The organism is Pseudomonas sp. LS.1a (assembly GCF_022533585.1).
In the GTDB taxonomy this organism is placed as follows: Bacteria; Pseudomonadota; Gammaproteobacteria; order Pseudomonadales; family Pseudomonadaceae; genus Aquipseudomonas.
Genome location: NZ_CP092827.1, coordinates 2,191,601 through 2,216,791 on the forward strand (window position 1 = coordinate 2,191,601; position 25,191 = coordinate 2,216,791).

Below are 25,191 nucleotides of genomic sequence, written 5' to 3' on the forward strand. Positions count from 1 at the left end.
CCGCAAAGCGGCCCCGGCAATTTTGCGGTGATGCGAAGATCCTGGGGGCGCTTCGCACCCCTTTCGCGACACAAGGCCGCTCCCACAGGAGACAGCGTCAACCCAGTCAGTCCTTGATCAATCCCCGCAGCACCGCCCGCGCTTCTTCAGTGCGCAGGCACTCGATGAACAACCGGCTTTCCCGCGCCACTGTCGCCTCCAGTTCGGCCCGTTGGCTGTCCTTGAGCAGCCGCTTGCTGATGCGCAGTGCCGCCTGTGGGTAGCCTTGCAGTTGCCGCGCCAGTCGCCTTGCAGCGGCAAGGCACTGTTCACCGTCTTCATGCAGTTCATTCGCCAGCCCCCACGCCACCATCCGTTCGCCGTCGAGCAACTCGTTTGCCAGCAGCAGGCGAGCCGCTCGGGCATGGCCTAGCAGGCGTGGCAGCAGCAGGCTGGAGCCAAACTCCGGGCACACCCCCAACGGCGCGAAGGGGACGCGCAGCTTGGTCGTACGGCTGACCAGTACCTGGTCGCAATGCAACAGCAAGGTGGCACCAATACCTATCGCCGCGCCACTGACCGCGGCAATCAGCGGCTTCTCCAGGCCCATCACCACCCGCATCAGGCGAAACACCGGGCTGTCCAGGTCGGCGGGCGGGTTGTCGAGGAAGTCGCGCAAGTCATTGCCGGCAGTAAAGCAGTGCGGCCCTCCGGTGATGATGATGGCTTCGACATCAGGGTCTTCACCTGCCGCCAGTAGCAGGTCGCCCAGCTGTTGGTACATGGCAGTGTTCAAGGCGTTGAGCTTGTCGGGGCGGTTGAAGGCCAGGGTCAGCAGGCCCTGGTCCAGGTCACGTGTGATCAGGTCGTTCATGGCAGCCGCTTTTGTTGTTGTGGGCATCGGTGCCAAGGGTTTATCACGCAGTCCGGCTTGTTGTACAGTCGTTCAGTCCAGCCCCTAGCCCGAGAGCCGTCGATGAACCAGGAAGCCCGCTACCACCGCATGCTGCCGGAATTGCGCAAAGCCAACCTGGTCGAGGCGACCCTGGTATGCCTCAAGCGCCATGGCTTCCAGGGCGCGTCGATCCGCAAGATTTCGGCCGAGGCCGGGGTTTCGGTCGGGTTGATCAGCCATCACTACGCCGGCAAGGATGAACTGGTGGCCGAAGCCTACATGGCGGTCACCGGCCGGGTGATGGGCCTGCTGCGCGAGGCCATGGCCCAGGCCGCGCCCAATGCCCGCGAGCGGTTGTCGGCGTTTTTCCGCGCCTCGTTCTGCGCCGAGTTGCTCGACCCGCAATTGCTCGACGCCTGGCTGGCGTTCTGGGGCGCGGTGAAGACCGCCGATGCGATCAACCAGGTGCATGACCATTCCTATGGCGAATACCGCAATGAACTGAGCGGGCTGCTGGCCACGCTGGCCGGGGAGGAGGGCTGGCAGGGCTTCGATGCCGACCTCGCGGCCATCAGCCTGAGTGCCTTGCTCGACGGCCTGTGGCTGGAGTCGGGGCTCAACCCCGGTACCTTCACCCCCGAACAGGGCGTGCTGATCTGCGAGGCCTGGGTCGATGGCCTGCAGGCCGGTGGCCGGCGCCGCTTCAGCCCGCCGGAGGGCTGTTGATCGCCTGTTCAGTAACGAGTACGCTGCTGTCGCGAGTGTGTAGAACAACACCAATAATAAAAGAGACGACACGCAATGACGCCTCGGGTATTGATCGTCGATGACGATCCGCTTATTCGTGACTTGCTGCAGGCCTATCTGTCCCAGGAAGGCTATGACGTGCACTGCGCCGACACCGCGGAAAAGGCCGAAGCCCTGCTCGGCAGCCAGGATGTCGACCTGGTGTTGCTGGACATCCGCCTGCCCGGCAAGGACGGCCTCACCCTGACCCGCGAGCTGCGGGTACGTTCGGAGGTGGGCATCATCCTCATCACGGGGCGCAACGACGACATCGACCGCATCGTCGGCCTGGAATGCGGCGCCGACGACTACGTGATCAAACCGCTCAACCCTCGCGAGCTGGTATCCCGTGCCAAGAACCTGATCCGCCGCGTGCGCCATGCCCGCGAGGTGCACCCGGCGCCGGCCTGCGCGCAATCGCTGAAGCAGTTCGCCGACTGGGCACTGGACACCGACCGCCGGCGCCTGATCGACGCCCGTGGCGGGCAAACCCTGCTGACCCATGGCGAGTTCCAACTGCTCAGCGTGTTCCTGCGCAACAGCGGCCACACCCTGAGCCGCGACCAGCTGATGGACCAGATCCGCAATCGCGAATGGGTGCCCAACGACCGCTCCATCGACGTGCTGGTCGGCCGCCTGCGGCGCAAGCTGCACGACGACCCGGCCGAGCCCCAGCTGATCATCACCATCCACGGCACCGGCTACCTGTTCACCGCCAGCGTGGCGGCATGACCCGCAGCGCCTGGGTGCTGGCCTTGGCATTGTTCGCCGTGCAAGCCCGCGCAGGGCAACCGGTGCGCTATTGCGACTACCCGGTGTACCCGCCGATTTCCTGGAGTGACGGCCACCAGGTGCGCGGCCTGGCACCCACCGTGGTGCGAGAGCTGTTCGGGCGCATGGGTCATGAGGTGCAGACCGTGGTGCTGGGCAACTGGAAGCGCTGCCTGATGGACGCCGCCGCCGGGCGGGTGGACGTGGTGCTGGCCTACAACAGCGACCAGCGTGACCAGCGCATGCGCTTTTCCACGGTGCCGGTGGTGCGCGAGGAAGTGGCGGTGTTCTACAACCGCCTGCGGCCGGTACAGTTCCAGCGCCTGGAGGACCTGGCGGGCTACCGCGGCGGCCTGCTGTACGGCGAAAGCTACGGCGCCGAGTTCGACCGTTTCGTCGCTCGCCACCAGAACATCGAACGGGTGTCGTCCAGCCAGCAGAACTTCGGCAAGCTGATCCGTGGGCGCATCGACTACGTGATCCAGGAGCGGCGCACCGGTCAGCTGTTCATCGAAAACCTGCCCGGGGCGCAGGACATCCGTGTATTGCCCACGGCCCTGAGCGTGGACTACCTGCGCGTTGCGGTATCACGGCTATCGCCCCTGAGCCAGCATATGGACGAAATCGACGCGCAGCTGCTGCGCATGAACCAGGCCGGCGAGATCGAGCGCTGGCTGGAGCAGAGCGAAGTGACCTACCGCGACATGGTCAACCTGCCGGCGGACACTCGATGATCCGCCTGCGCACCGATGGCCTGCTGCGCCGCCTGCTGCTGTTCATCCTGCTGTTCAGCCTGTGCTTCACCGTGCTGGCCAGCTCGGTGCAGCTGTACTTCGAATACCGTCGCGAAATGCGCGATATCGAGGCGCGCATGGCATTGATCCGCGCCGGCTACCTGGCCAGCCTGGAGCGCAGCCTGTGGGACCTGGACGAGGCACAGCTGGATACGCAACTGCGCGGCCTGGTGGACTTTTCCGATGTCGCCCGGGTGCGCTTGCTCAGCGACGACTTCCAGCTGCTGCGCGGTGCCGCCGAGCCCAAGGGGCCGCTGCGCATCGAACGCTTCCCTCTCGATTACCAGCCGCCCTCGGGGCCGGCCAGGCACCTGGGCGAGCTGGAAGTGAGCATCGACCTGGGCGCGGTGCACCGGCGGCTGTATGCCACGGGCCTTGCCAGCCTGCTGTGGATGGGCGTGTTCCTGTGTGGCCTGGCGGTGGCGTTGTCGGGGCTGTTCTACCGCCTGGTCACCCGTCACCTGCAAGTGATGGCCGAGTTCGCCCGGCGTATTGGCGCCGGCCAGTGGCAGGAACCGTTGCGCCTGGGGCGCCGCCCGTCGACACGCCCGGACGAGATCGACACCGTGGCCAATGCCCTGGATGACATGCGCCGCGCCATCCTCAGCGATATCGAGCGCCGCGAGCGCGACCGCCTGGCGCTGCAGGACAAGCGCGACGAGCTGCAGGCCATGGTCGAGCGGCGCACCGCCAGCCTGGCCCGGGCCAAGGACGAGGCCGAAGCCGCCAACCTGGCCAAGTCACGCTTCCTGGCGACCATGAGCCATGAGCTGCGCACACCGCTCAACGGCATTCTCGGCATGGCCGAGCTGCTGCGCGGCGGCCGGCTGGAGGCGGCCGACCGCCTGCGCGTCGAGGCCTTGTACAAGGCCGGCGAAGGGCTGTTGGCGATTCTCAATGAAGTGCTGTATTTCGCCCGGCTCGAAGAGGGCGAGAGCCGCGCCGAGCTGGTCGGTTTCTCGCTACGCCAGTTGTGCCAGGAAGTGCTGGCGCTGCTCGAACCCATGGCCAGGGACAACGGCGACGCACTGCAGCTGGACATCGACGAGCAATTGGCCGAGTACCAGCACGGTGCCGAACAGTACCTGCGCCAGGTGCTCAGCAACCTGCTGGCCAATGCCATCAAGTTCACCGAACACGGCCAGGTGCGGCTTGCGGTGCAGGTACTGGCCAGTGACCAGGGCTCGCAGCGAGTGCGGGTGTCGGTCAGTGACAATGGCATCGGCATCGAGCCGGCGGTACAGGCCAGGGTCTTCGACCGCTTCGTCCAGGCCAGCGAGGCGGTGGCCCGGCGCTACGGCGGCACCGGCCTGGGCCTGGCGATCTGCAAGCACCTGGTGGAAAAGCTGGGGGGCTGCATTGGCCTGGACAGCGTGCAAGGGCAGGGCAGTTGCTTCTGGTTCGAGCTCGACATGGCCAGCGGGCAGCCAGTGCTGGCCAGTGCACCAGCCCCTTCGCCCCTGGCCAGCCTGGATATCCTGGTGGTCGAGGATGTGGCGTTGAACCGCGAGGTGGCCGGTGGGCTGCTGCTGCGCGATGGCCACCGGGTGAGCTTTGCCGAAGACGCCGGGCAGGCCCTGCTGGCCTGCGCACAGCGGCGCTTCGACCTGATCCTGCTCGACGTGCACCTGCCCGGCATGAGCGGGGTGGAACTGTGCCGGCAGATTCGTGCCACCCCCGGGCCGAACCGCCACAGCCGGATCCTGGCGCTGACGGCCGGCGTGCAACCGGGGCAAGTGCCGGGTTACCTGGCCGCCGGCATGCAGGGAGTGCTGGCCAAGCCCCTGCGGCTGGACAACCTGCGCCAGGCGCTGGCCGAAGCGGCGCCCACTGAAGTGGCTGGCGCCGACGCGACAATGGACTGGTCATTGCTGGACACTCACCGCTCGCTGCTGGGTGAACAGAAGCTGCAAGGCCTGTTGAAGGTGCTGCGCCAGTCGCTGGAGCAGCACGCCACGGCGTTGGCCGAGGCGCTGCCGGCCCAGGACTTTACCGAAGTGCTGCACCTGGCCCACCGGCTGGCCGGCAGTTGCGATTCCCTGGGCTTTTCTGGCCTGGCTGCGCTGCTCCGACGCCTTGAGGGCGCTGCCCGGCAGCATGACGAACAGGCATTGAAAGCGCTCTGCGAGCCGTTGGCCACCGAGCTTGCCCAGGCCCGCGCCACCCTGGAACAGCTGATCCAGAGCTGACGTACAAAAAACTTACGACTTTTTACATCTTCGATCCGTTCGTACAACGGCACCTTACATCCGTTTCCAATAATCCATGGCAACCGTGTTGCACGCGGTCCATGAGGCTTATTGGAGACAAGAATAATGACATGCCGTAGCGCTCAGCCCCTCCTTCCTACCACCCCGCGCGGCACCCCCGCGTGGCCAGGCACCGGCCGCCAAGGCGAGGTGCGCCATGACTGACATCCGCGAAAAGATCCAGCTCACCCGCGCGCTGAAAAGCCGGCACATCTTCATGCTGTCGCTGGGCGGGGTGATCGGCACCGGGCTGTTCATGGGCTCGGGCGTGACCATCAACCAGGGCGGCCCGGTCGGCGCGATCCTGGCCTACCTGGTCGCAGGTTTGCTGATGTACCTGGTGATGGTCTGCCTGGGTGAGCTGTCGGTGCAGATGCCGGTGTCCGGCTCGTTCCAGGCTCACGCCACCCAGTTCATCGGCCCGGCCACCGGCTTCATGATCGGCTGGGTGTACTGGATGAGCTGGGCCACCACTGTGGGCCTGGAGTTCACTGCCGCCGGCATGCTGATGACCCGCTGGTTCCCGGAGGTGCCGATCTGGTACTGGTCGGCGCTGTTCGTGGTCGTGCTGTTCGGCCTCAACGCCCTGGCCACCCGCGCCTTTGGTGAGGCGGAGTACTGGTTTTCGGGGATCAAGGTGGCGACCATCCTCGGCTTCATCATCATCGGCGTGCTGGTGATTTTCGGCGCCATCCCGCTGAGCAGCGGGGCGCCGGCACCGATGCTGGACAACCTGGTGGGCGAGTCGCTGTTTCCCCATGGCCTGTCGGCGGTGTTCGCGGTGATGATGACCGTGGTCTATGCCTTCCAGGGCTGCGAAATCATGGGGGTGGCGGCCGGCGAGACCGAGCACCCGGAAAAGAGCATCCCACGGGCCGTGCGCAACGTGGTGTTCCGTGTGCTGATCTTCTACGTGCTGGCGATTGCCGTGCTTTCGGCCATCGTGCCGTTCGAGCAGGCCGGGTTGATGGAGAGCCCGTTCGTGCAGGTGTTCGACATGGTCGGCATTCCCTTTGCCGCCGACCTGATGAACTTCGTCATCCTCACTGCCATCCTCTCGGTGGGCAACTCCGGGCTGTATGCCTCCACACGCATCCTCTGGGCCATGTCCAAGAGCGGCATGGCGCCGAAAAGCCTGTCGCCGCTGAGCAAGCGTGGCGTGCCGTTGCGGGCGCTGAGCATCACCCTGTGCTTTGCGCTGATCTCGCTGATGACCAGTTTCATTGCTGCCGACACCCTGTTCATGGTGCTGATGGCGGTGAGCGGCATGTCTGGCACCGTGACCTGGATCGTTATCGCCCTGGCGCAATACCGCTTCCGCAAGGCCTACCTGCGTGACGGTGGGCAACTGCAGGACCTGAAGTACAGGGCGCCGCTGTACCCGCTGGTGCCACTGCTGTGCATCACCCTGTGCAGTTCGCTGTTCGTGTTCCTGGCGCTGGATGAAACCCAGCGGCCGTCGTTGTACTGGGGCTTTGGCTTCATTGCCCTGTGCTATGCGGCGTACTTCTTCGTCAACCGCCGTCGGCAGGGGGCTTTCGAGCCTAGCGCGCCGGGGGTTTGATGCCGTGGTTCGTTGGTTGTAAGTGTTCGTCGAAGCATTTTTATTGCCTGTGAGATCGAGCGCCGCCCGCGCGGCGCTCGATCTCACGGGCAACGAAAATGCCATGCCGAAAGCAAACCGCGTAACAGCAAAAACCGAGTTGTGCGAAGTTGTAACAGCCCATCCCGCCTTGTTGAACACTCGTTTAGTATCTCCCTCATCAAGCCCTCCCAAAACCATCACAACAACACCGAGGCCCCCATGACCACCCCGTCGTCACTGCTGAGCAAGGTCGAAGCCGGCGTTGCCTGGATCACCCTCAACCGCCCCGAGCAGCGCAACGCGCTGGACATCCCCACCCTCAAGCAACTGCACGCCCTGCTGGAAGCCTGCAACACCGACCCGGCCGTGCGCGTGGTGGTGCTGACCGGCAGCGGCCGCAGCTTCTGCGCCGGTGCCGACCTGGCCGAATGGGCCGCGGCCGAGGCCCAGGGCACCCTGGAAAGCTACGGCTGGACCGAAACTGCCCACACCCTGATGTTACGCCTGCACAGCCTCGACAAGCCCACCATCGCTGCCATCAACGGCACCGCCGTGGGCGGTGGCATGGACCTCAGCCTGTGCTGCGACCTGCGCATCGCCGCGGCCTCGGCGCGCTTCAAGGCCGGTTACACCAGCATGGGCTACAGCCCCGATGCCGGCGCCAGCTGGCACCTGCCCCGACTGATCGGCAGCGAGCAGGCCAAGCGCCTGTTGTTCCTCGATGAGCTGTGGGGGGCCGAACGTGCCCTGGCGGCCGGGCTGGTCAGCGAAGTGTGCGCCGACGAGCAACTGCCCGCCGTGGCCGCCGAGCTGGCCGGGCGCCTGGCCAACGGCCCCACCTTCGCCTACGCGCAGACCAAGCGGCTGATCCGCGACGGCGCCCGGCGCACCCTGGCCGAGCAGCTTGAAGCCGAGCGCCAGGCCGGCCTGCTGTGCGGCCGCAGCCACGACGGTGCCGAGGCGCTGCAAGCCTCGGTGGAACGCCGCGCCCCCCGTTTCACCGGCCAGTAACCCGATAACCGACCCTCACCAGGACCTTCGCAGATGAATTTCCAACTGACCCAAGAACAAGAAATGTTGGTGGAAGCGGTACGCAGCTTTGTCGCCAAGGAGCTGCTGCCCCATGAGGAGGCGGTGGATCGCGCCGACGCCGTGTCGCCCGAACTGGCTGCGCAGATCCGCGGCAAGGCTATCGCCGCCGGGTTCTATGCCTTCAACATGCCCGAGGAAGTCGGCGGCGGTGGCCTGGACTACCTGTCACAGGCGCTGATCGAGCGCGAGCTGTCCAAAGTGTCCTGGGCCTTGCACGTGTTCGTTGCGCGGCCGTCGAAAATCCTCATGGCCTGCAAGGACGAGCAGGTCAACGACTACCTGTTGCCGTGCGTGCAGGGCGAAAAAATCGACTGCTTCGCCCTCACCGAGCCGGGCGCCGGCTCCGATGCCAACGCCATCAAGACCCGCGCCGTGCGCCAGGGTGACGACTTCGTCATCAACGGCAGCAAGCACTTCATCAGCCATGCCGGCCACGCCGATTTCGCCATCGTCTTTGCCGTCACCGATACCTACGAGCACAACGGGCGCAAGCGCAATGCGGTAACCGCCTTGCTGGTCGACCGTGGCACCCCGGGCATGACCATTCGCCGCGGCCCCAAGTGTGTGAGCAACCGTGGCTACCACACCTACGAGCTGTTCTTCGACGACTGCCGGGTACCGGCCAGCAAGGTGCTGGGCGAGGTCGGCAAGGGCTGGGAGGTGGCCAACGCCTGGCTCACCGCCGGCCGGGTGATGGTCGCCGCCAACTGCGTGGGCCAGGCCCAGCGTGCCCTCGACCTGTCGCTGCAATGGGCCGCCGATCGCAAGCAGTTCGGCCAGGCCATCGGTAGCTACCAGGGCGTGTCGTTCAAGCTGGCCGACATGGCCACGCAGATTCGCGCTGCGGAAATGCTCACCCTGCACACCGCCTGGAAGATGGACCAGGGCAGCATGACCGATGGCGAGGCCGGCATGGCCAAGCTGTTCGCCAGTGAGGTGCTGGGCAAGGTCGCCGACGAAGCCGTGCAGATCTTCGGCGGCATGGGCCTGATGGACGAAGGGCCGGTCGAGCGCATCTGGCGCAATGCACGCATCGAGCGCATCTGGGAGGGCACCTCGGAAATCCAGCGGCACATCATCGCCCGCGAACTGCTGCGCCCGCTGCTGCGCTGAGCGCCAGGAGAACACCCATGTCGCATACGATTCGTGACAACCTCAAGCGCCTGCTGGCACCCCGGCACCTGGCCTTCGTCGGCGGGCGCAGCATGGCGCGGGCGCTCAAGCGCTGTGCTGAAGGTGGCTTTGGCGGCGAGCTGTGGCTGGTCAACCCGCAGCATGACAGCCTTGAAGGCATCCCCTGTGTGGCGCGGGTGGCCGACTTGCCCTATGCCCCGGACGCGGTGTTCATCGCCACCAACCGTGAGCTGACCTTGCAGTGCGTTGCCGAGCTGGCCGCACGCGGCGCAGGCGGTGTCATCTGCTACGCCTCGGGCTTTGCCGAAAGCGGCGAGGAAGGCCGCCAGCTGCAGCAACGCCTGCTCGCTGCCGCTGGCAACATGGCCTTGCTCGGCCCCAACTGCTACGGCCTGCTCGACTACCTGCACGGTGCTGCCCTGTGGCCGGTGGCCCATGGTGGCCAGCAGGTGGAGAAGGGCGTGGCGATCCTCACCCAGAGCGGCAACTTTGCCTACAACCTGTCCATGAGCGACCGCTCGCTGCCGGTGGCCTACATGGCCTCGGTCGGCAATCAGGCACAACTGGGCGTGGCCGAGCTGATGGACGTGCTGCTCGACGACCCCCGGGTGACCGCCATCGGCCTGCACCTGGAAGGCCTGAAGAACGTGCCCGGCTTCGCCCGGGCCGCCTGCAAGGCGTTGCAGCAGGGCACGCCGATCATTGCCTTGAAGACCGGCGTGTCGCAGATTGGCGCCGAACTGGCGCTCAGCCACACCAGCTCGTTGTCCGGCTCCGATGCCTTGTACGACAGCCTGTTCCAGCGCCTGGGCGTGATCCGCGTCAGTGGCCCGGTGAGCTTCGTTGAAACCCTCAAGGCCGCCGCCTGTGGCCGCCTGCCGGTGAATGGCGAGCTGATCGCCCTGGCCTGTTCCGGTGGCGATGCCGGCTTGATCGCCGACTATGCAGAGCGCAACCAGCTGGTTCTGCCGAAGCTTGAACAAGGGCAGGTGGCGCAGTTGGCCGAGGTACTGCCGGCCTATGCCAACCTGGTCAACCCGCTGGATTTCACCACGGCCATCTGGGGTGATGCAGCGGCCCTGCAACGTATGCTCGACAGCACCCTGAGCGGCGCTGCCGACGCGGCCATGCTGGTGCTGGACTACCCGGCGGCGTTCACCGGCGAACGCAAGGAATGCGACCTGCTGCTGGCGCTGTACTGCGATGCGCTGGAACGCCACGGCAAGATCGGCTTCGTCACTTCGGCGTTCCCGGAACTGTTGCCCGCCTGCGCGCGCGAGCGCTTGCACGCACGTGGCATCGCCGCCCTGCAGGGCGTGGAGGATGGCCTGGCAGCCTGGGGCCGCATCGTCGCCTACCAGCGCAACCGCCAGCGGCTGCTGGAACAGGGTGAGGCCACGCGGGTGCCGCTGTGCCCACAGGCTTACGCGGGCGAGAGTCGCCTGTTGGACGAATGGCAATCCAAGCAAGCCCTGCGTGCCTTTGGCCTGCCGGTACCGGCCGGGGTGCTGAGCACACCCGAACGCGCCGTGGCAGACGCCGCCCGCGTCGGTTATCCGCTGGTACTGAAGGCGGTCAGCGCGCAGTTGCCGCACAAGACCGAAGCCGGTGCGGTGGCGCTGAACCTGCGTGATGCCGCTGCCCTCGAGATCGCGCTGGTGCAGATGCGCCAGCGCATCGCCGCCTACGCCCCCCAGGTAGCGTTCGACCAGGTGCTGCTCGAACCCATGGCCGAGCCGCCGCTGGCCGAGCTGATCGTCGGCATCAAGCGCGAGCACGACTTCGCCCTGGCCCTGGTGATCGGCGCCGGTGGCGTGCTGGTCGAGTTGCTCAAGGACAGCGTCAGCCTGTTGCTACCGACCACTGACAACGCCATCCGCGCCGCGCTGCTCAGCCTGCGCAGCGCCAGCCTGCTGCAAGGCTTTCGTGGCCGCCCGGCCGCCGACCTCGACGCGCTGGTCGCAGCCATCCGTGCGGTGGCCGACTACGCCTGCGAGAACGCCGGGCAACTGCTGGAGCTGGATGTGAACCCATTGATGGTCGGTGCCCATGGCACCACCGCGGTCGACGCGCTGATCCGCCTCGGCCAGGCGCAAGGAGAACGACATGAATAAGCACACCCGGACTGCCGGCCAGGCGTTAGTGCGCCTGCTGGCCAACTACGGCGTGGAAACGGTATTCGGCATCCCTGGCGTGCACACCCTGGAGCTGTATCGTGGGCTGCCGGGCAGCGGCATCCGCCATGTACTGACCCGCCACGAGCAGGGCGCCGGCTTCATGGCCGACGGCTATGCCCGGGTCAGTGGCAAACCGGGGGTGTGCTTCGTCATCACCGGCCCGGGCGTGACCAATGCCGCCACTGCCATCGGCCAGGCCTATGCCGACTCCATCCCGATGCTGGTGATTTCCAGCGTCAACCACACCGCCAGCCTGGGCAAGGGCTGGGGCTGCCTGCACGAAACCCAGGACCAGCGCGCCATGACCGCGCCGATTACCGCCTTCTCTGCCGTGGCCCTGCGCGGCGACGACCTGCCCGAACTGATTGCCCGCGCCTGGGCCGTGTTCGACAGCGAACGGCCGCGCCCGGTGCATATCTCGGTGCCGCTGGACGTGCTGGCCGCACCGGTCAGCCGTGACTGGAGCGATGAGGTGGTGCGCCGCCCCGGGCGTGGCCAGCCGTGCCGCGACATCCTCGACCAGGCTGCCGTGAAGCTGGCAGCCGCCAAGCGCCCGATGATCATTGCCGGCGGTGGGGCATTGCACGCGGCCGAGCAGCTGCAGGAGCTGAGCACCCGGCTGGCAGCCCCACTGTTCACCAGCGTGGCTGGCAAGGGCCTGCTGCCAGCGGATGCGCCACTGAATGCCGGCGCCAGCCTGTGCGTCGAACCCGGCTGGCAGCTGATCAGCCAGGCCGATGTGGTGCTGGCCGTGGGGACCGAAATGGCCGACACCGACTTCTGGCGCGAGCGCCTGCCGATCACTGGCCAGCTGCTGCGCGTGGACATCGACCCGCGCAAGTTCAACGACTTCTACCCCTGTGCCATGGCCCTGCACGGCGATGCCCGGCAAACCCTGGCCGGCCTGCTCGAACACCTGCCAGTGCTGCACCGTGACCCGGCCCAGGCCAGCGAAGCAGTGGCCAACCTGCGCCAGGCCATTCGCAGCGGGCATGCGCCATTGCAGGCCGTGCACCAGGCAATCCTCGACCGCATTGCCGCCGTGCTGCCCGACGATGCCTTCATCAGCAGTGACATGACCCAATTGGCCTACACCGGCAACTACGCTTTCGCCAGCCGGGCGCCGCGCAGCTGGCTGCACCCCACCGGCTACGGCACCCTCGGCTACGGCCTGCCGGCCGGCATCGGCGGCATGTTCGCCAGCGACCACCGCCCAGGCCTGGTGCTGGTGGGCGACGGCGGCTTCCTCTACACCGCCCAGGAGCTGGCCACGGCAGTCGAGGAACTGGAGCGACCGTTGGTCGTGTTGTTGTGGAACAATGACGCCCTTGGCCAGATCCGCGACGACATGCTCGGGCTGGATATCGAGCCGGTCGGCGTTCTGCCGCGCAACCCGGATTTCATCGGTCTGGCCCGTGCCTTCGGTTGCACGGTGCGCCAGCCGCGTGACCTGGACGCGCTGCAGGCCGATCTGGCCAGCGGTTTCGCCACCCCCGGCGTCACCTTTATCGAACTTAAACACACCTGCGTCTGCTAAACCGCAGACACCACGAACAACAAGAGAAGACACCATGCCATTTCGCCGTACCCTCCTGGCTGCATCCCTGGCGCTGCTGATCACTGGCCAGGCCCCGCTGTATGCCGCACCGCCGCTGTCGATGGACAACGGCACCACGGCCCTGACCGTGCAGAACAGCAACGCCTGGGTCGAAATCAGTGCCGGCGCGCTGCAACACAACATCCGTACCTTGCAGGCCGAGCTGGGCGGCAAGTCCAAGCTGTGCGCCGTGCTCAAGGCCGACGCCTATGGCCACGGTGTCGGCCTGGTGATGCCTTCGATCATCGCCCAGGGCGTGCCCTGCGTGGCGGTGGCCAGCAACGAGGAGGCCCGCGTGGTCCGCGCCAGCGGCTTCACCGGGCAACTGGTACGGGTACGCCTGGCCAGCGTCAGCGAAGTGGAAGATGCCCTGCAGTACGACATGGAAGAGCTGGTCGGCAGCGCCGAGTTCGCCCGCCAACTCGATGCCCTCGCCGAACGCCACGGCAAGACCTTGCGCATTCATCTGGCGCTCAATTCCAGCGGCATGAGCCGCAACGGCGTGGAAATGGCCACCTGGTCCGGCCGTGGCGAAGCGCTGCAGATCACCGACCAGAAGCACCTCAAGCTGGTCGCGCTGATGACCCACTTCGCCGTGGAAGACAAGGACGATGTGCGCAAAGGCCTGGCAGCGTTCAACGAGCAGACCGACTGGCTGATCAAGCACGCGAAGCTTGATCGCAGCAAGCTCACCCTGCACGCCGCCAACTCCTTCGCTACGCTGGAAGTGCCGGAAGCGCGCCTGGACATGGTGCGCACCGGCGGCGCGCTGTTCGGCGACACCGTGCCGACGCATACCGAATACCAGCGTGTCATGCAGTTCAAGTCGCGCGTGGCGGCGGTGCACAGCTACCCGGCAGGCAACACTGTCGGCTACGACCGCACCTTCACCCTGGCGCGTGATTCGCGCCTGGCCAACATCACCGTCGGCTACTCCGATGGCTACCGCCGGGCGTTCACCAACAAGGGCCATGTGCTGATCAACGGCCACCGTGTGCCGGTGGTGGGCAAGGTGTCGATGAACACGTTGATGGTCGATGTCACCGACTTCCCCGATGTGAAGGGTGGCAACGAAGTGGTGCTGTTTGGCAAACAGGCCGGGGGTGAGATCACCCAGGCCGAGATGGAAGAAATCAACGGTGCGTTGCTCGCCGACTTGTACACCGTATGGGGCAGTTCCAACCCGAAGATTCTCGTCGACTGAAACCGCCAATGAAGGGAGATTGCCATGCGCTACGCCAAGCTCACTCAACGCATCGCCGGCGACGGGGCTGCAGCCTGGGACATCCACTACCGCGCCCTGGCGCTGCAGGCCGAGGGCAAGGATATCCTGCTGCTGTCGGTGGGTGACCCGGACTTCGACACCCCCGCGCCGATCGTCGAGGCGGCCATCGACAGCCTGCGTGCGGGCCACACCCATTACGCCGATGTGCGCGGCAAGCTGGCGCTGCGCCAGGCCATCGCCAATCGCCACCGCCAGCGCAGCGGCCAGGCCGTCAATGCCGACCAGGTGACGGTGCTGGCCGGGGCCCAGTGTGCGCTGTACTGCGTGGCCCAGTGCGTGCTCGACCCGGGTGACGAGGTGATTGTCGCCGAGCCCATGTACGTGACCTACGAGGCGGTGTTTGGTGCCTGTGGCGCCAAGGTGGTTCCGGTGCCGGTCAAGCCGGAGAACGGCTTTCGCGTGTGCCCGCGTGACGTGGCCGCGCGCATCACCCCGCGCACCCGCGCCCTGGCCCTGAACAGCCCGCACAACCCCTCGGGGGCGAGCCTGCCGCGCGCCACCTGGGAAGCGCTGGCCGAACTGTGCATCGCCCACGATTTGTGGCTGATCTCCGACGAGGTCTACAGCGAGCTGCTGTACGACGGCGAGCATGTCAGCCCCGGCAGCCTGCCGGGCATGGCCGAGCGCACCGCCACCCTCAACAGCCTGTCGAAGTCGCATGCCATGACCGGCTGGCGGGTGGGCTGGGTGGTGGGTTCGACCGAGCTGGCCGCTCACCTGGAAAACCTTGCCCTGTGCATGTTGTACGGTTCACCGGACTTCATCCAGGACGCCGCCGTGGTAGCACTGGAGCAGCAATTGCCCGAGCTCGATACCATGCGCGAGGCCTATCGCCAGCGCCGCGACCTGGTGTGCGAGCAGTTGTCCGGTTGCCCGGGCATCAAGGTGCTCAAGCCCGATGGCGGCATGTTCGTGATGGTCGATATCCGCGAGACCGGCCTCAGCGCCCAGGCCTTCGCCGATCGCCTGCTCGACAGCCAGGGTGTGTCGGTGCTCGCCGGCGAAGCCTTCGGCCCCAGCGCTGCCGGGCATATCCGCCTGGGCCTGGTACTGGGTAACGAGGCCTTGTCCGACGCTTGCCAGCGCATCGCCCGCTGCGCCGCCGCACTGATGCAGGGGCAGGCCCATGCGTGAGTATGCGCGGCTGTACATCGACGGCGCCTGGCAGGTATCGAGCGGGCAGGGCATGGCCGAGGTGATCGACCCGGCCACCGAACAGGCCATCGGCCGCGTGCCGTTGGGCGCCGAGGCCGATGTCGAACGGGCGGTGATGGCCGCGCGGCGGGCCTTTGATGGTTGGTCACGCACGCCGTCCAGCGTACGGGCCGGGTACATAACGGCGTTGGCCGCACAGCTGAAAAGCCGCGCGGCGGAAATGGCCTCGGTCATCACCGACGAGCTGGGCATGCCGGTGCAGTGGTGCCAGGCGGTGCAGGTAGAGGGCCCGATCGCCGGGCTGGAGCAGTACGCCGAACTGGCCGGGCTGATGGATGAGGTGCGCGAAGTCGGTAACTCACTGGTGTACCGCGAGGCCGTTGGCGTGTGCGCGTTCATCAACCCATGGAACTACCCGCTGCACCAGATGATCGGCAAGCTGGCGCCGGCCTTGGCCGCCGGCTGCACGGTGGTGGTCAAGCCCAGCCAGGAAACGCCGCTGCATGCGTTCATGCTGGCCGAGATGATCGAGGCCATCGGCCTGCCGGCCGGGGTGTTCAACCTGGTCAGCGGGCCGGGGGCCAAGGTCGGCGAGGCCCTGGCCCGGCACCCGCAGGTGGACATGGTGTCGTTCACCGGCTCCACCGGCGCCGGGGTGCGCGTGGCCCAGGCGGCCGCGCCCACGGTGAAGCGGGTGTGCCTGGAGCTGGGCGGCAAATCGCCGCTGCTGATTACCGCGGACGCCGACCTGCACGCGGCGGTGCGCCATGGCGTGCAGGACGTGATGATCAATTCGGGGCAGACCTGCACGGCCCTGACCCGCATGCTGCTACCGGCCAGCCGCTACGCCGAAGCGCTTGAGATTGCCGAGGCCGAGACCCGCGCGTTGGTCATGGGCGACCCGCGTGACCCGGCCAGCTTCCTCGGGCCGATGTGTTCGGCAGGCCAGCGGCGCACCGTGCTCGACTACATTCGCCTGGGGCAGGAGGAGGGGGCGCGCCTGCTGTGCGGCGGCGACACGCCAGCCGGCTTCGCACGCGGCTTCTACGTGGCGCCGACGTTGTTCGCTGACGTCGACAACCGCATGCGTATCGCCCAGGAGGAAATCTTCGGCCCGGTGCTGTGCCTGATCCCCTATGCCGACGAGGCCCAGGCGTTGGCCCTGGCCAATGATTCGCCGTTCGGCCTGTCCAGCGCGGTGTGGGCCGGCAGTCGCGAGCACGGCCTGGCCCTGGCGCGGCAGATACGCGCCGGGCAATGCTTCATCAACGGTGGCGGGTTCAACTACCAGGCACCGTTCGGTGGCTACAAGCAGTCGGGCAACGGGCGCGAGTGGGGCGAGGAAGGCCTGGCGGAGTTCGTCGAGGTGAAAGCGGTGCAGTGCTGAGCCACAGCTGGAAGACAACCTGTTTTGTGTGAGGAGAATGTTTGTGAATGTACTGATCGTCCACGCTCACCCCGAGCCGCAATCGTTCACTGCTGCCCTGCGTGACCAGGCCGTAGAAACCTTCCGCGCCCAGGGCCATCAGGTGCAAGTCAGCGACCTGTACGCCATGGGCTGGAACCCGGTGGCCAGTGCCGATGACTTCACCCAGCGCGAGAACCCCGAGTATCTGGTGTATGCCCTGGAGCAGCGCCAGGGGGTCAAGCGCGGCGCCATTGCCGCGGATATCCAGCAAGAGCTGGACAAGCTGCTGTGGGCCGACTTGCTGGTGTTGAACTTCCCGGTTTTCTGGTTCTCGGCGCCGGCCATGCTCAAGGGCTGGATCGACCGGGTGCTGGTGTCGGGGGTGTGCTATGGCGGCAAGCGCTTCTACGACCAGGGCGGGTTGGCGGGCAAGAAGGCGCTGGTGACCGTGACCCTGGGCGGGCGCGAGCACATGTTTGGCGACGGGGCGATCCACGGGCCGCTGGAGGACATGTTGCGGCCGATCTTGCGCGGCACGCTGGCCTATGTCGGGTTCGAGGTATTGCCACCGTTCGTGGCCTGGCATGTGCCGTACATCAGTGACGAGGCGCGGCAGGGCTTTCTACAGCAGTACCGGCAGCGCCTGGAGCAGCTTTCGGACGACCAGCCACTGGTGTTCCCGCGCCTGGAGCAGTTCGACGAGGCGCTTTACCCGCTGACCTGACCTTTCTCCTGTGCCAGCCACTGGGGCCGCGTTGCGGCCCTTTCGCGACACAAGGCCGCTCCCACAAGGACTGCGCAGCCTTCGAAGCTGGCAGTGAACCTGTGGGAGCGGCCTTGTGTCGCGAAAGGGCTGCAAAGCAGCCCCCAAAGATTCGGCAGGCTGTTGAGATCCACCTGCCAAAAAACGACCACCCACACATTCGGGGTATGTCCCCCTTCGGCAAATCCCTCGATAGTGCCCCCATCGGCTCGATCCCGAGCATTCACACGATGGAGTTGCCATGCGCAAGGTACTGAAGGTGATTGGCGGTCTGCTGCTGGCGTCTGGCGCCAGTCTGGCCCAGGCGGCAGAGGTGGACAGCGGTAACACGTTGCGGTTGTACAACTGGACCGACTACATCGGCGAAACCACCCTGGCCGACTTCGAGAAGGCCACCGGCATCAAGGTCATCTACGACACCTTCGATGGCTACGAAACAGTCCAGACCAAACTGCTCACCGGCCGCTCCGGCTACGACCTGGTCATGCTCAACGCTTCCCTGGTACCCCCGCTGATCAGCGCCGGTGTGTTCCAGGCGCTGGACAAGCAGCAATTGCCCAGCTGGCACAACCTCGACCAGCAGGTGGTGAACAACCTGCAAGGCTATGACCCCGGCCTGAAATACTCGGCGCCCTACACCTGGGGCAGCTCGGGGGTGACCTACAACGTCGACAAGATCACCGCGCGCATGCCCGATGCCCCCATCGGCTCGCTGGCCATGCTGTTCGACCCTCAGATCGTCTCGCGCTTCGCCGACTGTGGCGTCACCCTGATGGACGCGCCGACCGAAGTCATCCCGCTGGCCCTGCAGTACCTGGGCAAGGACCCACGCAGTGCATCGCCGGCCGACCTCAAGGCGGCTGAACAACTGCTGCTGGGCATTCGCCCGTACATTCGCAAGTTCGACTCGGTCAACTACCTCACCAGCCTGCCCAACGGCGATGTCTGCCTGGCCCTGACCTGGTCCGGTGACTACGCCACCGCCCAGGCCCGCGCGGTGGAAGCGAAGAAGGACATCAAGCTGTCGTTCTTCATCCCCGAGGAAGGCTCGCTGATCTGGTTCGACAACCTGTACATCCCAAAGGATGCGCCGCACGCGGCCAACGCCCACCGCTTCATCGAGTTCCTGCTGCAGCCGCAGACCATGGCCAAGGTCACCGACTACATCCACTACGCCAACAGCAACGCCGCCGCCACTGCGCTGGTGCGCGACGAGATCCGCCATGACCCGGCCATCTACCCCGACGCGCAAACCCGCGAGCGCCTGTTCGCGCAGAAAACCCAGAGCCCGAAGGACATGCGCGCCATCACCCGGGTCTGGAGCACGGTCAAGACCGGTTTCTGAACACTGCCCAACGATCACTGCCAAGGAGCTGCCCATGGCCACCCCAAGCAAAGCATTCGCCATTGCCCACGACCCGCTGGTGGACGCCGACAAGGCCCACTACATGCACGGCTACCATGTGTTCGACGAGCACCGCGAGCAAGGTGCGCTGAACATCGTTGCCGGCGAGGGCGCCTACATCCGCGATACCCACGGCAACCGCTTCCTCGATGCCGTCGGCGGCATGTGGTGCACCAACATTGGCCTGGGCCGCGAGGAAATGGCCCTGGCCATCGCCGATCAGGTACGCCAGCTGGCCTATTCCAACCCGTTTTCCGACATGGCCAACGATGTGGCCATCGAGCTGTGCCAGAAGCTCGCGCAGCTGGCGCCGGGCGACCTGAACCATGTGTTCCTCACTACCGGCGGCTCGACCGCGGTCGACACCGCCTACCGGCTGATCCAGTACTACCAGAACTGCCGTGGCAAACCGCACAAGAAGCACATCATCGCCCGCTACAACGCCTACCACGGCTCCACCACCCTGACCATGTCGATCGGCAACAAGGCTGCTGACCGGGTGCCGGAGTTCGATTATCACCACGACCTGATCCACCACGTGTCCAACCCCAACCCGTATCGCGCCCCGCACGACATGGACGAGGCCGAGTTCCTCGACTTCCTGGTGGCCGAGTTCGAGGACAAGATCCTCTCGCTGGGGGCCGACAACGTGGCGGCGTTCTTCGCCGAGCCGATCATGGGCTCGGGCGGGGTGATCATTCCGCCCAAGGGCTACTTCCAGCGCATGTGGCAGCTGTGCCAGACCTACGACATCCTGTTCGTCGCCGACGAAGTGGTGACTTCGTTCGGGCGCCTGGGCACCTTCTTTGCCAGTGAGGAATTGTTCGGCGTCACCCCCGACATCATCACCACCGCCAAGGGCCTGACCTCGGCCTACCTGCCGCTGGGGGCGTGCATTTTCTCCGCACGCATCTGGCAGGTGATCGCCGAGCCGGGCAAGGGCCGCTGCTTCACCCACGGCTTCACCTACAGCGGGCACCCGGTGTGCTGCACTGCGGCCTTGAAGAACATCGAGATCATCGAGCGCGAGCAGTTGCTGGAGCACGTCAAGGACGTCGGCGGCTACCTGGAGCAACGCCTGCAAAGCCTGCGCGAGCTGCCGCTGGTGGGGGATGTGCGCTGCATGAAGCTGATGGCCTGCGTCGAGTTCGTTGCCGACAAGGCCAGCAAGGCGCTGTTCGCGGATGAGGTGAACATCGGTGAACGCATTCACAGCAAGGCCCAGGCCAAAGGGTTGCTGGTGCGGCCGATCATGCACCTGAACGTGATGTCGCCGCCGTTGATCATCACCCATGCGCAAGTGGACGAGATCGTCGAAACCCTGCGCCAGTGCATCATCGAAACTGCGCGCGAACTCACGGCGCTTGGCCTGTATCAGGGCCGATGAACCTGGCGCAAAGGGCTGTGCGTGGGCGTGCCTGGCAGGCTAGACTGCCGGGCATGACCCAGGCCTCTCCCGACACTCCGCTTACCCTTTCACTGGGCGCGCTGCAGCAATGGCATGCGGCGCTACAGCGCGCGCTGGCCCACAGCGAAACGCCCGAGGCGCTGGCGCATGTGGCGGCTGCCATCGGCCAGCTGGTGCAGGTGGAGTCGATGATGATCAGCCTCGAGTGCCAGGGGCGGGCGCCACAGCTGCTGTACCAGCAAGGCATCCCCGACCTGCACCGCGCCGCCGTGCTGGAGCGCTACTTCAGTGCCGGCTACCTGCTCGACCCGTTCTGCCTGGCCGTGCAGAGCGGCCTGGCCGAGGGCTTCTACCACCTGCAGGAAATCGCCCCGGACAACTTCTTCGACAGTGACTACTACAAGGCCTATTACCTGGGTACCGGTTGCAGTGAAGACAGCTACTACATCGTCGACCTCAGCGCTGGCCGCAAATTGTCGCTGAGCCTGTTCCAGGGCTGCAGCGGCACACGCCTGAGCGCCGGGCAGATCGACCTGCTGCGGGCGCTGGAGCCGATGGTGCGTGAACTGCTGGGGCGCTATGCCAGGCATCATCTGGAGCCCGACCCGGCACCGGCCGAGCGTGGCAGCCTGCAGGCGGCGTTCGACAGTTTCGGCTGCCAGGTGCTGACCGACCGTGAGCGGGAGGTGGCGCACATGATTTTGCGCGGGCATTCGGTGAAGTCCACCGCGCTGGAGCTGGGCATCTCGCCGGAAACCGTGCGCATGCACCGCAAGAATCTGTACCTGAAGCTGGAGATCAACTCGCAGTCGGAGTTGTTTGCGCGGTTCATCGATTGGCTGCGCGGCGATCACCTGCCGGCCTAGCAGCAAATGAGCAACAACCTTACTCAAATCTGAAAGCTGGCGCGATCCCTGTGGGAGCGAGTTCACCCGCGAAGCAGACACCGCGGTGGCTGGCACGGGCTTCGCCCGTGTTCGCGGGTGAACCCGCTCCCACAGGTACAGCGCTGCCCCCCAATAATTCTCAGCCCCTGCCTTTAGCCAGATAGGCCGCAAACTCCGCGTCCGGCACCATGCTGCCACCGGTCCCCCACACCAGATGCGTAGCCAGGTCCATGCGCCCGGCCGACAGGCCCATGCGTGCCAGGTACTCAGGCGATTCAAGCACCTTGGCCATGCCCGGCATCCCCGCCAGCGCCGAAGGTTCCAGGCGTGCATTCTCCTGGTCATGGGCCAGCACCAATAGCCGATACAGCGTCTCGTCGCTGACCGTGTAATAGCCATCGAGCAAACGCTGCATCGCCTTGCCGACAAAGCCGGAAGGGCGGCCCACTGCCAGGCCGTCGGCGGCGGTCAGGTTGTCGATGCCAAAATCCTGCACGCTGGTGGCGTCATGCAAACCGCTATACACCCCCAGGAACATGCAGGGCGAGTGGGTGGGCTCGGCGAAGATGCAGTGCACATGGTCGCCCCAGATCAGCTTCAGGCCGAACGCTACGCCACCCGGGCCACCGCCGACCCCGCAGGGCAGGTAGACGAACAACGGGTGCTCGGCATCCACCCTGATACCCGCGGCCTCGAACTGGCCCGCCAGCCGCTCGGCCGCCACGGCATAGCCGAGGAACAGGTGTGGCGAGTTCTCGTCGTCGACGAAGTAGCAGCTCGGGTCCGCCGCCGCCTGCTGTCGCCCTTGCTCCACTGCTACGCTGTAGTCGCTTTCGTACTCGACCACGCTCACGCCATGGGCGCGCAGCTTGTCCTTCTTCCACTGGCGGGCGTCGGCCGACATGTGCACGGTGGCCTGGAAGCCCAGCCTGGCGCTCATGATGCCGATCGACAGGCCGAGGTTGCCGGTCGAGCCGACCGCAACCTTGTACTGGCTGAAGAATTGCCGCGCCTGGTCGCTGGCCAGTACCCGGTAATCGCTGTCGAGGCTGATCAGGCCGGCCGCCAGGGCCAGGTCCTCGGCATGCTTGAGTACTTCATGAATACCGCCGCGGGCCTTGATCGAACCGGAGATCGGCAGCTCGCTGTCGGCCTTGAGCCAGAGCGAACCGCTGGCCGGCAGGCCCGCCGCCTGCAGCAAGGTGGCGTGCAGGGTGGGCAGCGGGCGCAATGGCGACTCGATGATGCCGCCGGCGGCGGCGGTATCCGGGAACACGCCGGCCAGGTACGGGGCAAAGCGTGTCAGCCGGGCACTGGCGGCACTGACGTCGGCGGCGCTCAGGCCGACATCGGCCAGGGCCTGGGCGGCAGGGGCGATGCTCGGGTTGAACCAGCGGGTTTCGCGCAAGGTCACCAGGTCATCGATCAGGGGGTGGGTGCTGCACCATGCTTGCAGTGTCTTGCCGTGAATCATGCTGGGTATTCCTGTTGGTTGATGATGGCCGGGGTGTGACACAAAAATGCGCCTACAGACAGACGCGGGCCCTGTGGGAGCGGGTTTACCCGCGAAGAATGCAACTCGGTGCATGGCACGGGCTTCGCCCGTGTTCGCGGGTGAACCCGCTCCCACAGGGTCAGGTGTTTAGCCAGACCGTTGATTCCAGGAGCGCGTGCTCATTCGGCCTGCTGCGCAATCAATGCCAGGCAACGCTGCACGATCGGGCTCACGTCGCCCTTGCGCCGGCTGAGGATGATCGGGCTGACGGCGCCACTGTCGAGCAGGCTGACATATTCGATATCGGTGCGGTGTTGCTGCTGCACCGACGCCGGCACCAGGGTCACGCCCACACCAACGGCCACCAGGCCAATGGCGGTCTGCAGTTCATTGGCCCACTGGCTGACGCGGATGCTCATGCCGTGGTGGGCGAACAGCGCCAGCACATGGTCGGCATAGCTGGGCCTTGGGTTGGCCGGGTAGAGGATGAACGCCTCGCCAGCCAGCTGGGCAAGCGTAAGCGGGCTGCTGGCCAGCGGGTGGCCCTTGGGCAGCACGGCCACCAGCGGGTCCTCGCGCAGCACTTGCTGATGTATGGCCGGGTCATCGATGCGAATGCGCCCGAAGGCGATGTCGATGCGCCCGCTTTTCAGCGCCTCCACCTGCTGCAGCGTGGTCATCTCGTTCAGGCCCAGTTCCAGTTCGCTGTCCTGGCGCAGCTCGCGGATCAGCTCCGGCAGCACCGTGTACAGGGTCGAGGGAGCGAAGCCGATCCCCAGCCACTGGCGCTGGCCCTGGCCGATGCGGCGGGTGTTGTCGCTGATGTTCTCCAGCTGCTGCAGCACGGTGCAGCTCTGTTCATAGAAAAAGCGACCCGCCTCGGTCAGCCGCAGCGGGCGCTCGCGCACCACCAGCAACGTGCCGAGCTGGTCTTCGAGTTGGCTGATCTGTCGGCTCAGCGGTGGCTGGGCAATGTGCAGCAGCTCGGCGGCGCGTGTGAAGTTCAGGGTTTCGGCCAGGACCTTGAAGTACCGCAGGTGGCGCAGCTCCATCAGACCTCCAGGGTATGGTGGGAGATTCATTCGATATTGGACGGCTATCAGGGTCTCGCGCAATGCTTGAACAAGCAAGTAAATGCACCACTCGGGCCTGCGGTTGGCAGCCCGATATAACGGGACCTGGCAACAATGACAAGCGCGCTGATTGAACGTATTGAGGCAATTATCGTCGACCTGCCGACGATTCGCCCGCACAAGCTGGCGATGCACACCATGCAGCAGCAGACCCTGGTGGTATTGCGTGTTCGCTGCAGCGATGGTGTGGAAGGCATCGGCGAAGCCACCACCATCGGCGGCCTGGCCTATGGCTACGAAAGCCCCGAGGGCATCAAGGCCAACATCGATGCGCACCTGGCGCCGGCGCTGATCGGCCAGCCGGCAGACAACATCAATGCCGCCATGCTCAAGCTGGACAAGCTGGCCAAGGGCAACACCTTTGCCAAGTCGGGTATCGAGAGTGCCTTGCTCGACGCCCAGGGCAAGCGCCTGGGCCTGCCGGTCAGCGAACTGCTGGGTGGCCGCGTGCGCGACAGCCTGGAAGTGGCCTGGACCCTGGCCAGCGGCGACACCGCCCGCGACATTGCCGAAGCCGTGCACATGTTGGAGATTCGCCGGCATCGGGTGTTCAAGCTGAAGATCGGCGCCAACCCGTTGCATCAGGACCTCAAGCACGTGGTCGCGATCAAGCGCGAGCTGGGCGACAGCGCCAGCGTGCGGGTAGACGTCAACCAGTACTGGGACGAGTCGCAGGCCATCCATGCCTGCCAGGTGCTCGGCGACAACGGTATCGATCTGATCGAGCAACCGATTTCGCGCATCAACCGCAGCGGCCAGGTGCGCCTGAACCAGCGCAGCCCGGCGCCGATCATGGCCGATGAATCGATCGAAAGCGTCGAAGACGCCTTCAGCCTGGCCGCCGACGGCGCGGCCAGCATCTTCGCCCTGAAAATAGCCAAGAACGGCGGCCCCCGCGCCGTATTGCGCACCGCGCAAATTGCCGAGGCTGCCGGCATCGCCCTGTATGGCGGGACCATGCTCGAAGGCTCGATCGGCACCCTGGCCTCGGCTCATGCCTTTCTTACGCTGCGTCAGCTTACCTGGGGCACCGAGCTGTTCGGGCCGCTGCTGCTGACCGAAGAAATCGTCAACGAGCCACCGCAGTACCACGATTTCCAGTTGCATGTTCCACGCACCCCGGGCCTGGGTCTGACCCTGGACGAACAGCGCCTGGCGCGCTTCGCCCGTCGCTGAATCGCGAGGGCTGAAAA

20 protein-coding genes are annotated in these 25,191 nt (G+C 65.9%); 17 read left to right on the plus strand and 3 right to left on the minus strand.

The window, feature by feature from the left end:
- Positions 1 to 106: 106 nt before the first annotated feature.
- Positions 107 to 853 carry an enoyl-CoA hydratase gene (locus tag MKK04_RS10125; RefSeq protein WP_233687702.1) on the minus strand — a complete coding sequence of 249 codons (747 nt, stop codon included), beginning with the start codon at positions 851 to 853 and terminating at the stop codon, positions 107 to 109.
- Between the two features lie 102 nt (positions 854 to 955).
- On the opposite strand from MKK04_RS10125, the gene MKK04_RS10130 reads away from it, so the two are divergent.
- The 16 genes from MKK04_RS10130 to MKK04_RS10205 all read left to right on the plus strand — a co-directional run bounded on the left by MKK04_RS10130 (position 956) and on the right by MKK04_RS10205 (position 21,349).
- Positions 956 to 1,600 carry a TetR family transcriptional regulator C-terminal domain-containing protein gene (locus tag MKK04_RS10130; protein WP_061551687.1) on the plus strand — a complete coding sequence of 215 codons (645 nt, stop codon included), beginning with the start codon at positions 956 to 958 and terminating at the stop codon, positions 1,598 to 1,600.
- Positions 1,601 to 1,675: 75 nt separating this feature from the next.
- Entirely contained in the window at positions 1,676 to 2,392 is a 717-nt protein-coding gene (locus tag MKK04_RS10135; protein ID WP_012271826.1) for a response regulator, read from the plus strand.
- Positions 2,389 to 3,165 carry a substrate-binding periplasmic protein gene (locus tag MKK04_RS10140; RefSeq protein ID WP_241106532.1) on the plus strand — a complete coding sequence of 259 codons (777 nt, stop codon included), beginning with the start codon at positions 2,389 to 2,391 and terminating at the stop codon, positions 3,163 to 3,165. Before MKK04_RS10135 ends, MKK04_RS10140 begins: the two co-directional genes overlap by 4 nt.
- A complete protein-coding gene (locus MKK04_RS10145; RefSeq protein WP_241106533.1) occupies positions 3,162 to 5,414 on the plus strand; it encodes an ATP-binding protein in 2,253 nt (750 codons plus the stop codon). Before MKK04_RS10140 ends, MKK04_RS10145 begins: the two co-directional genes overlap by 4 nt.
- Positions 5,415 to 5,631: 217 nt before the next feature.
- On the plus strand, positions 5,632 to 7,038 hold the full coding sequence (locus tag MKK04_RS10150) for an amino acid permease (RefSeq protein WP_207830596.1): 1,407 nt from the start codon (positions 5,632 to 5,634) through the stop codon (positions 7,036 to 7,038).
- Positions 7,039 to 7,278: 240 nt separating this feature from the next.
- Positions 7,279 to 8,070, plus strand: a complete 792-nt coding sequence (locus MKK04_RS10155; protein ID WP_207830593.1) for an enoyl-CoA hydratase/isomerase family protein — start codon at positions 7,279 to 7,281, stop codon at positions 8,068 to 8,070.
- Between the two features lie 33 nt (positions 8,071 to 8,103).
- Positions 8,104 to 9,264: an acyl-CoA dehydrogenase family protein gene (locus MKK04_RS10160; RefSeq protein ID WP_063914949.1), complete on the plus strand. Its 1,161-nt coding sequence runs from the start codon at positions 8,104 to 8,106 to the stop codon at positions 9,262 to 9,264.
- Between the two features lie 17 nt (positions 9,265 to 9,281).
- The gene (locus tag MKK04_RS10165; protein ID WP_207830587.1) at positions 9,282 to 11,399 is read left to right on the plus strand and encodes an acetate--CoA ligase family protein; all 2,118 of its coding nucleotides are present in this window, start codon (positions 9,282 to 9,284) and stop codon (positions 11,397 to 11,399) included.
- Complete coding sequence (locus tag MKK04_RS10170; RefSeq protein WP_207830585.1) at positions 11,392 to 12,999, plus strand: 5-guanidino-2-oxopentanoate decarboxylase; 1,608 nt, start codon at positions 11,392 to 11,394, stop codon at positions 12,997 to 12,999. Before MKK04_RS10165 ends, MKK04_RS10170 begins: the two co-directional genes overlap by 8 nt.
- Before the next feature lie 34 nt (positions 13,000 to 13,033).
- Positions 13,034 to 14,263, plus strand: coding sequence for an alanine racemase (alr, locus tag MKK04_RS10175; protein WP_207830582.1), 1,230 nt, complete (start codon positions 13,034 to 13,036; stop codon positions 14,261 to 14,263).
- 24 nt (positions 14,264 to 14,287) lie between these two features.
- Complete coding sequence (locus tag MKK04_RS10180; protein ID WP_241106534.1) at positions 14,288 to 15,478, plus strand: pyridoxal phosphate-dependent aminotransferase; 1,191 nt, start codon at positions 14,288 to 14,290, stop codon at positions 15,476 to 15,478.
- Positions 15,471 to 16,886 (plus strand): aldehyde dehydrogenase family protein, encoded by a 1,416-nt coding sequence (locus tag MKK04_RS10185; protein ID WP_241106535.1) that lies wholly within the window; start codon positions 15,471 to 15,473, stop codon positions 16,884 to 16,886. Before MKK04_RS10180 ends, MKK04_RS10185 begins: the two co-directional genes overlap by 8 nt.
- A 43-nt stretch (positions 16,887 to 16,929) precedes the next feature.
- Positions 16,930 to 17,631, plus strand: a complete 702-nt coding sequence (locus MKK04_RS10190; protein ID WP_207830575.1) for an NAD(P)H-dependent oxidoreductase — start codon at positions 16,930 to 16,932, stop codon at positions 17,629 to 17,631.
- Between the two features lie 280 nt (positions 17,632 to 17,911).
- On the plus strand, positions 17,912 to 19,015 hold the full coding sequence (locus MKK04_RS10195; RefSeq protein WP_241106536.1) for a polyamine ABC transporter substrate-binding protein: 1,104 nt from the start codon (positions 17,912 to 17,914) through the stop codon (positions 19,013 to 19,015).
- 34 nt (positions 19,016 to 19,049) lie between these two features.
- The gene (locus MKK04_RS10200; RefSeq protein WP_207830571.1) at positions 19,050 to 20,462 is read left to right on the plus strand and encodes an aminotransferase; all 1,413 of its coding nucleotides are present in this window, start codon (positions 19,050 to 19,052) and stop codon (positions 20,460 to 20,462) included.
- 53 nt (positions 20,463 to 20,515) lie between these two features.
- Positions 20,516 to 21,349, plus strand: a complete 834-nt coding sequence (locus MKK04_RS10205) for a helix-turn-helix transcriptional regulator (protein WP_233694361.1) — start codon at positions 20,516 to 20,518, stop codon at positions 21,347 to 21,349.
- Between the two features lie 160 nt (positions 21,350 to 21,509).
- Here the strand turns inward: MKK04_RS10205 and MKK04_RS10210 are convergent, their stop codons facing one another.
- Both MKK04_RS10210 and catR read right to left on the minus strand, forming a co-directional pair.
- Positions 21,510 to 22,844, minus strand: a complete 1,335-nt coding sequence (locus MKK04_RS10210) for a D-serine ammonia-lyase (RefSeq protein ID WP_241106537.1) — start codon at positions 22,842 to 22,844, stop codon at positions 21,510 to 21,512.
- Positions 22,845 to 23,044: 200 nt separating this feature from the next.
- On the minus strand, positions 23,045 to 23,917 hold the full coding sequence (gene catR / locus MKK04_RS10215; protein ID WP_207830564.1) for an HTH-type transcriptional regulator CatR: 873 nt from the start codon (positions 23,915 to 23,917) through the stop codon (positions 23,045 to 23,047).
- Positions 23,918 to 24,052: 135 nt separating this feature from the next.
- On the opposite strand from catR, the gene MKK04_RS10220 reads away from it, so the two are divergent.
- The gene (locus MKK04_RS10220; protein ID WP_207830561.1) at positions 24,053 to 25,174 is read left to right on the plus strand and encodes a muconate cycloisomerase family protein; all 1,122 of its coding nucleotides are present in this window, start codon (positions 24,053 to 24,055) and stop codon (positions 25,172 to 25,174) included.
- The last annotated feature ends 17 nt before the right edge of the window (positions 25,175 to 25,191 follow it).

What these genes read in the sequence shown, in the direction of transcription:
- MKK04_RS10185 (WP_241106535.1), top strand. Translation starts at nt 15,471, where the DNA reads ATGCGTGAGTATGCGCGGCTGTACATCGACGGCGCCTGGCAGGTATCG.
- MKK04_RS10145 (WP_241106533.1), top strand. Translation starts at nt 3,162, where the DNA reads ATGATCCGCCTGCGCACCGATGGCCTGCTGCGCCGCCTGCTGCTGTTC.
- MKK04_RS10180 (WP_241106534.1), top strand. Translation starts at nt 14,288, where the DNA reads ATGCGCTACGCCAAGCTCACTCAACGCATCGCCGGCGACGGGGCTGCA.
- MKK04_RS10200 (WP_207830571.1), top strand. Translation starts at nt 19,050, where the DNA reads ATGGCCACCCCAAGCAAAGCATTCGCCATTGCCCACGACCCGCTGGTG.
- MKK04_RS10210 (WP_241106537.1), bottom strand. Translation starts at nt 22,844, where the DNA reads ATGATTCACGGCAAGACACTGCAAGCATGGTGCAGCACCCACCCCCTG.
- MKK04_RS10130 (WP_061551687.1), top strand. Translation starts at nt 956, where the DNA reads ATGAACCAGGAAGCCCGCTACCACCGCATGCTGCCGGAATTGCGCAAA.
- MKK04_RS10135 (WP_012271826.1), top strand. Translation starts at nt 1,676, where the DNA reads ATGACGCCTCGGGTATTGATCGTCGATGACGATCCGCTTATTCGTGAC.
- alr (WP_207830582.1), top strand. Translation starts at nt 13,034, where the DNA reads ATGCCATTTCGCCGTACCCTCCTGGCTGCATCCCTGGCGCTGCTGATC.
- MKK04_RS10165 (WP_207830587.1), top strand. Translation starts at nt 9,282, where the DNA reads ATGTCGCATACGATTCGTGACAACCTCAAGCGCCTGCTGGCACCCCGG.
- MKK04_RS10125 (WP_233687702.1), bottom strand. Translation starts at nt 853, where the DNA reads ATGAACGACCTGATCACACGTGACCTGGACCAGGGCCTGCTGACCCTG.
- MKK04_RS10140 (WP_241106532.1), top strand. Translation starts at nt 2,389, where the DNA reads ATGACCCGCAGCGCCTGGGTGCTGGCCTTGGCATTGTTCGCCGTGCAA.
- catR (WP_207830564.1), bottom strand. Translation starts at nt 23,917, where the DNA reads ATGGAGCTGCGCCACCTGCGGTACTTCAAGGTCCTGGCCGAAACCCTG.
- MKK04_RS10195 (WP_241106536.1), top strand. Translation starts at nt 17,912, where the DNA reads ATGCGCAAGGTACTGAAGGTGATTGGCGGTCTGCTGCTGGCGTCTGGC.
- MKK04_RS10155 (WP_207830593.1), top strand. Translation starts at nt 7,279, where the DNA reads ATGACCACCCCGTCGTCACTGCTGAGCAAGGTCGAAGCCGGCGTTGCC.
- MKK04_RS10220 (WP_207830561.1), top strand. Translation starts at nt 24,053, where the DNA reads ATGACAAGCGCGCTGATTGAACGTATTGAGGCAATTATCGTCGACCTG.
- MKK04_RS10160 (WP_063914949.1), top strand. Translation starts at nt 8,104, where the DNA reads ATGAATTTCCAACTGACCCAAGAACAAGAAATGTTGGTGGAAGCGGTA.
- MKK04_RS10205 (WP_233694361.1), top strand. Translation starts at nt 20,516, where the DNA reads ATGACCCAGGCCTCTCCCGACACTCCGCTTACCCTTTCACTGGGCGCG.
- MKK04_RS10150 (WP_207830596.1), top strand. Translation starts at nt 5,632, where the DNA reads ATGACTGACATCCGCGAAAAGATCCAGCTCACCCGCGCGCTGAAAAGC.
- MKK04_RS10170 (WP_207830585.1), top strand. Translation starts at nt 11,392, where the DNA reads ATGAATAAGCACACCCGGACTGCCGGCCAGGCGTTAGTGCGCCTGCTG.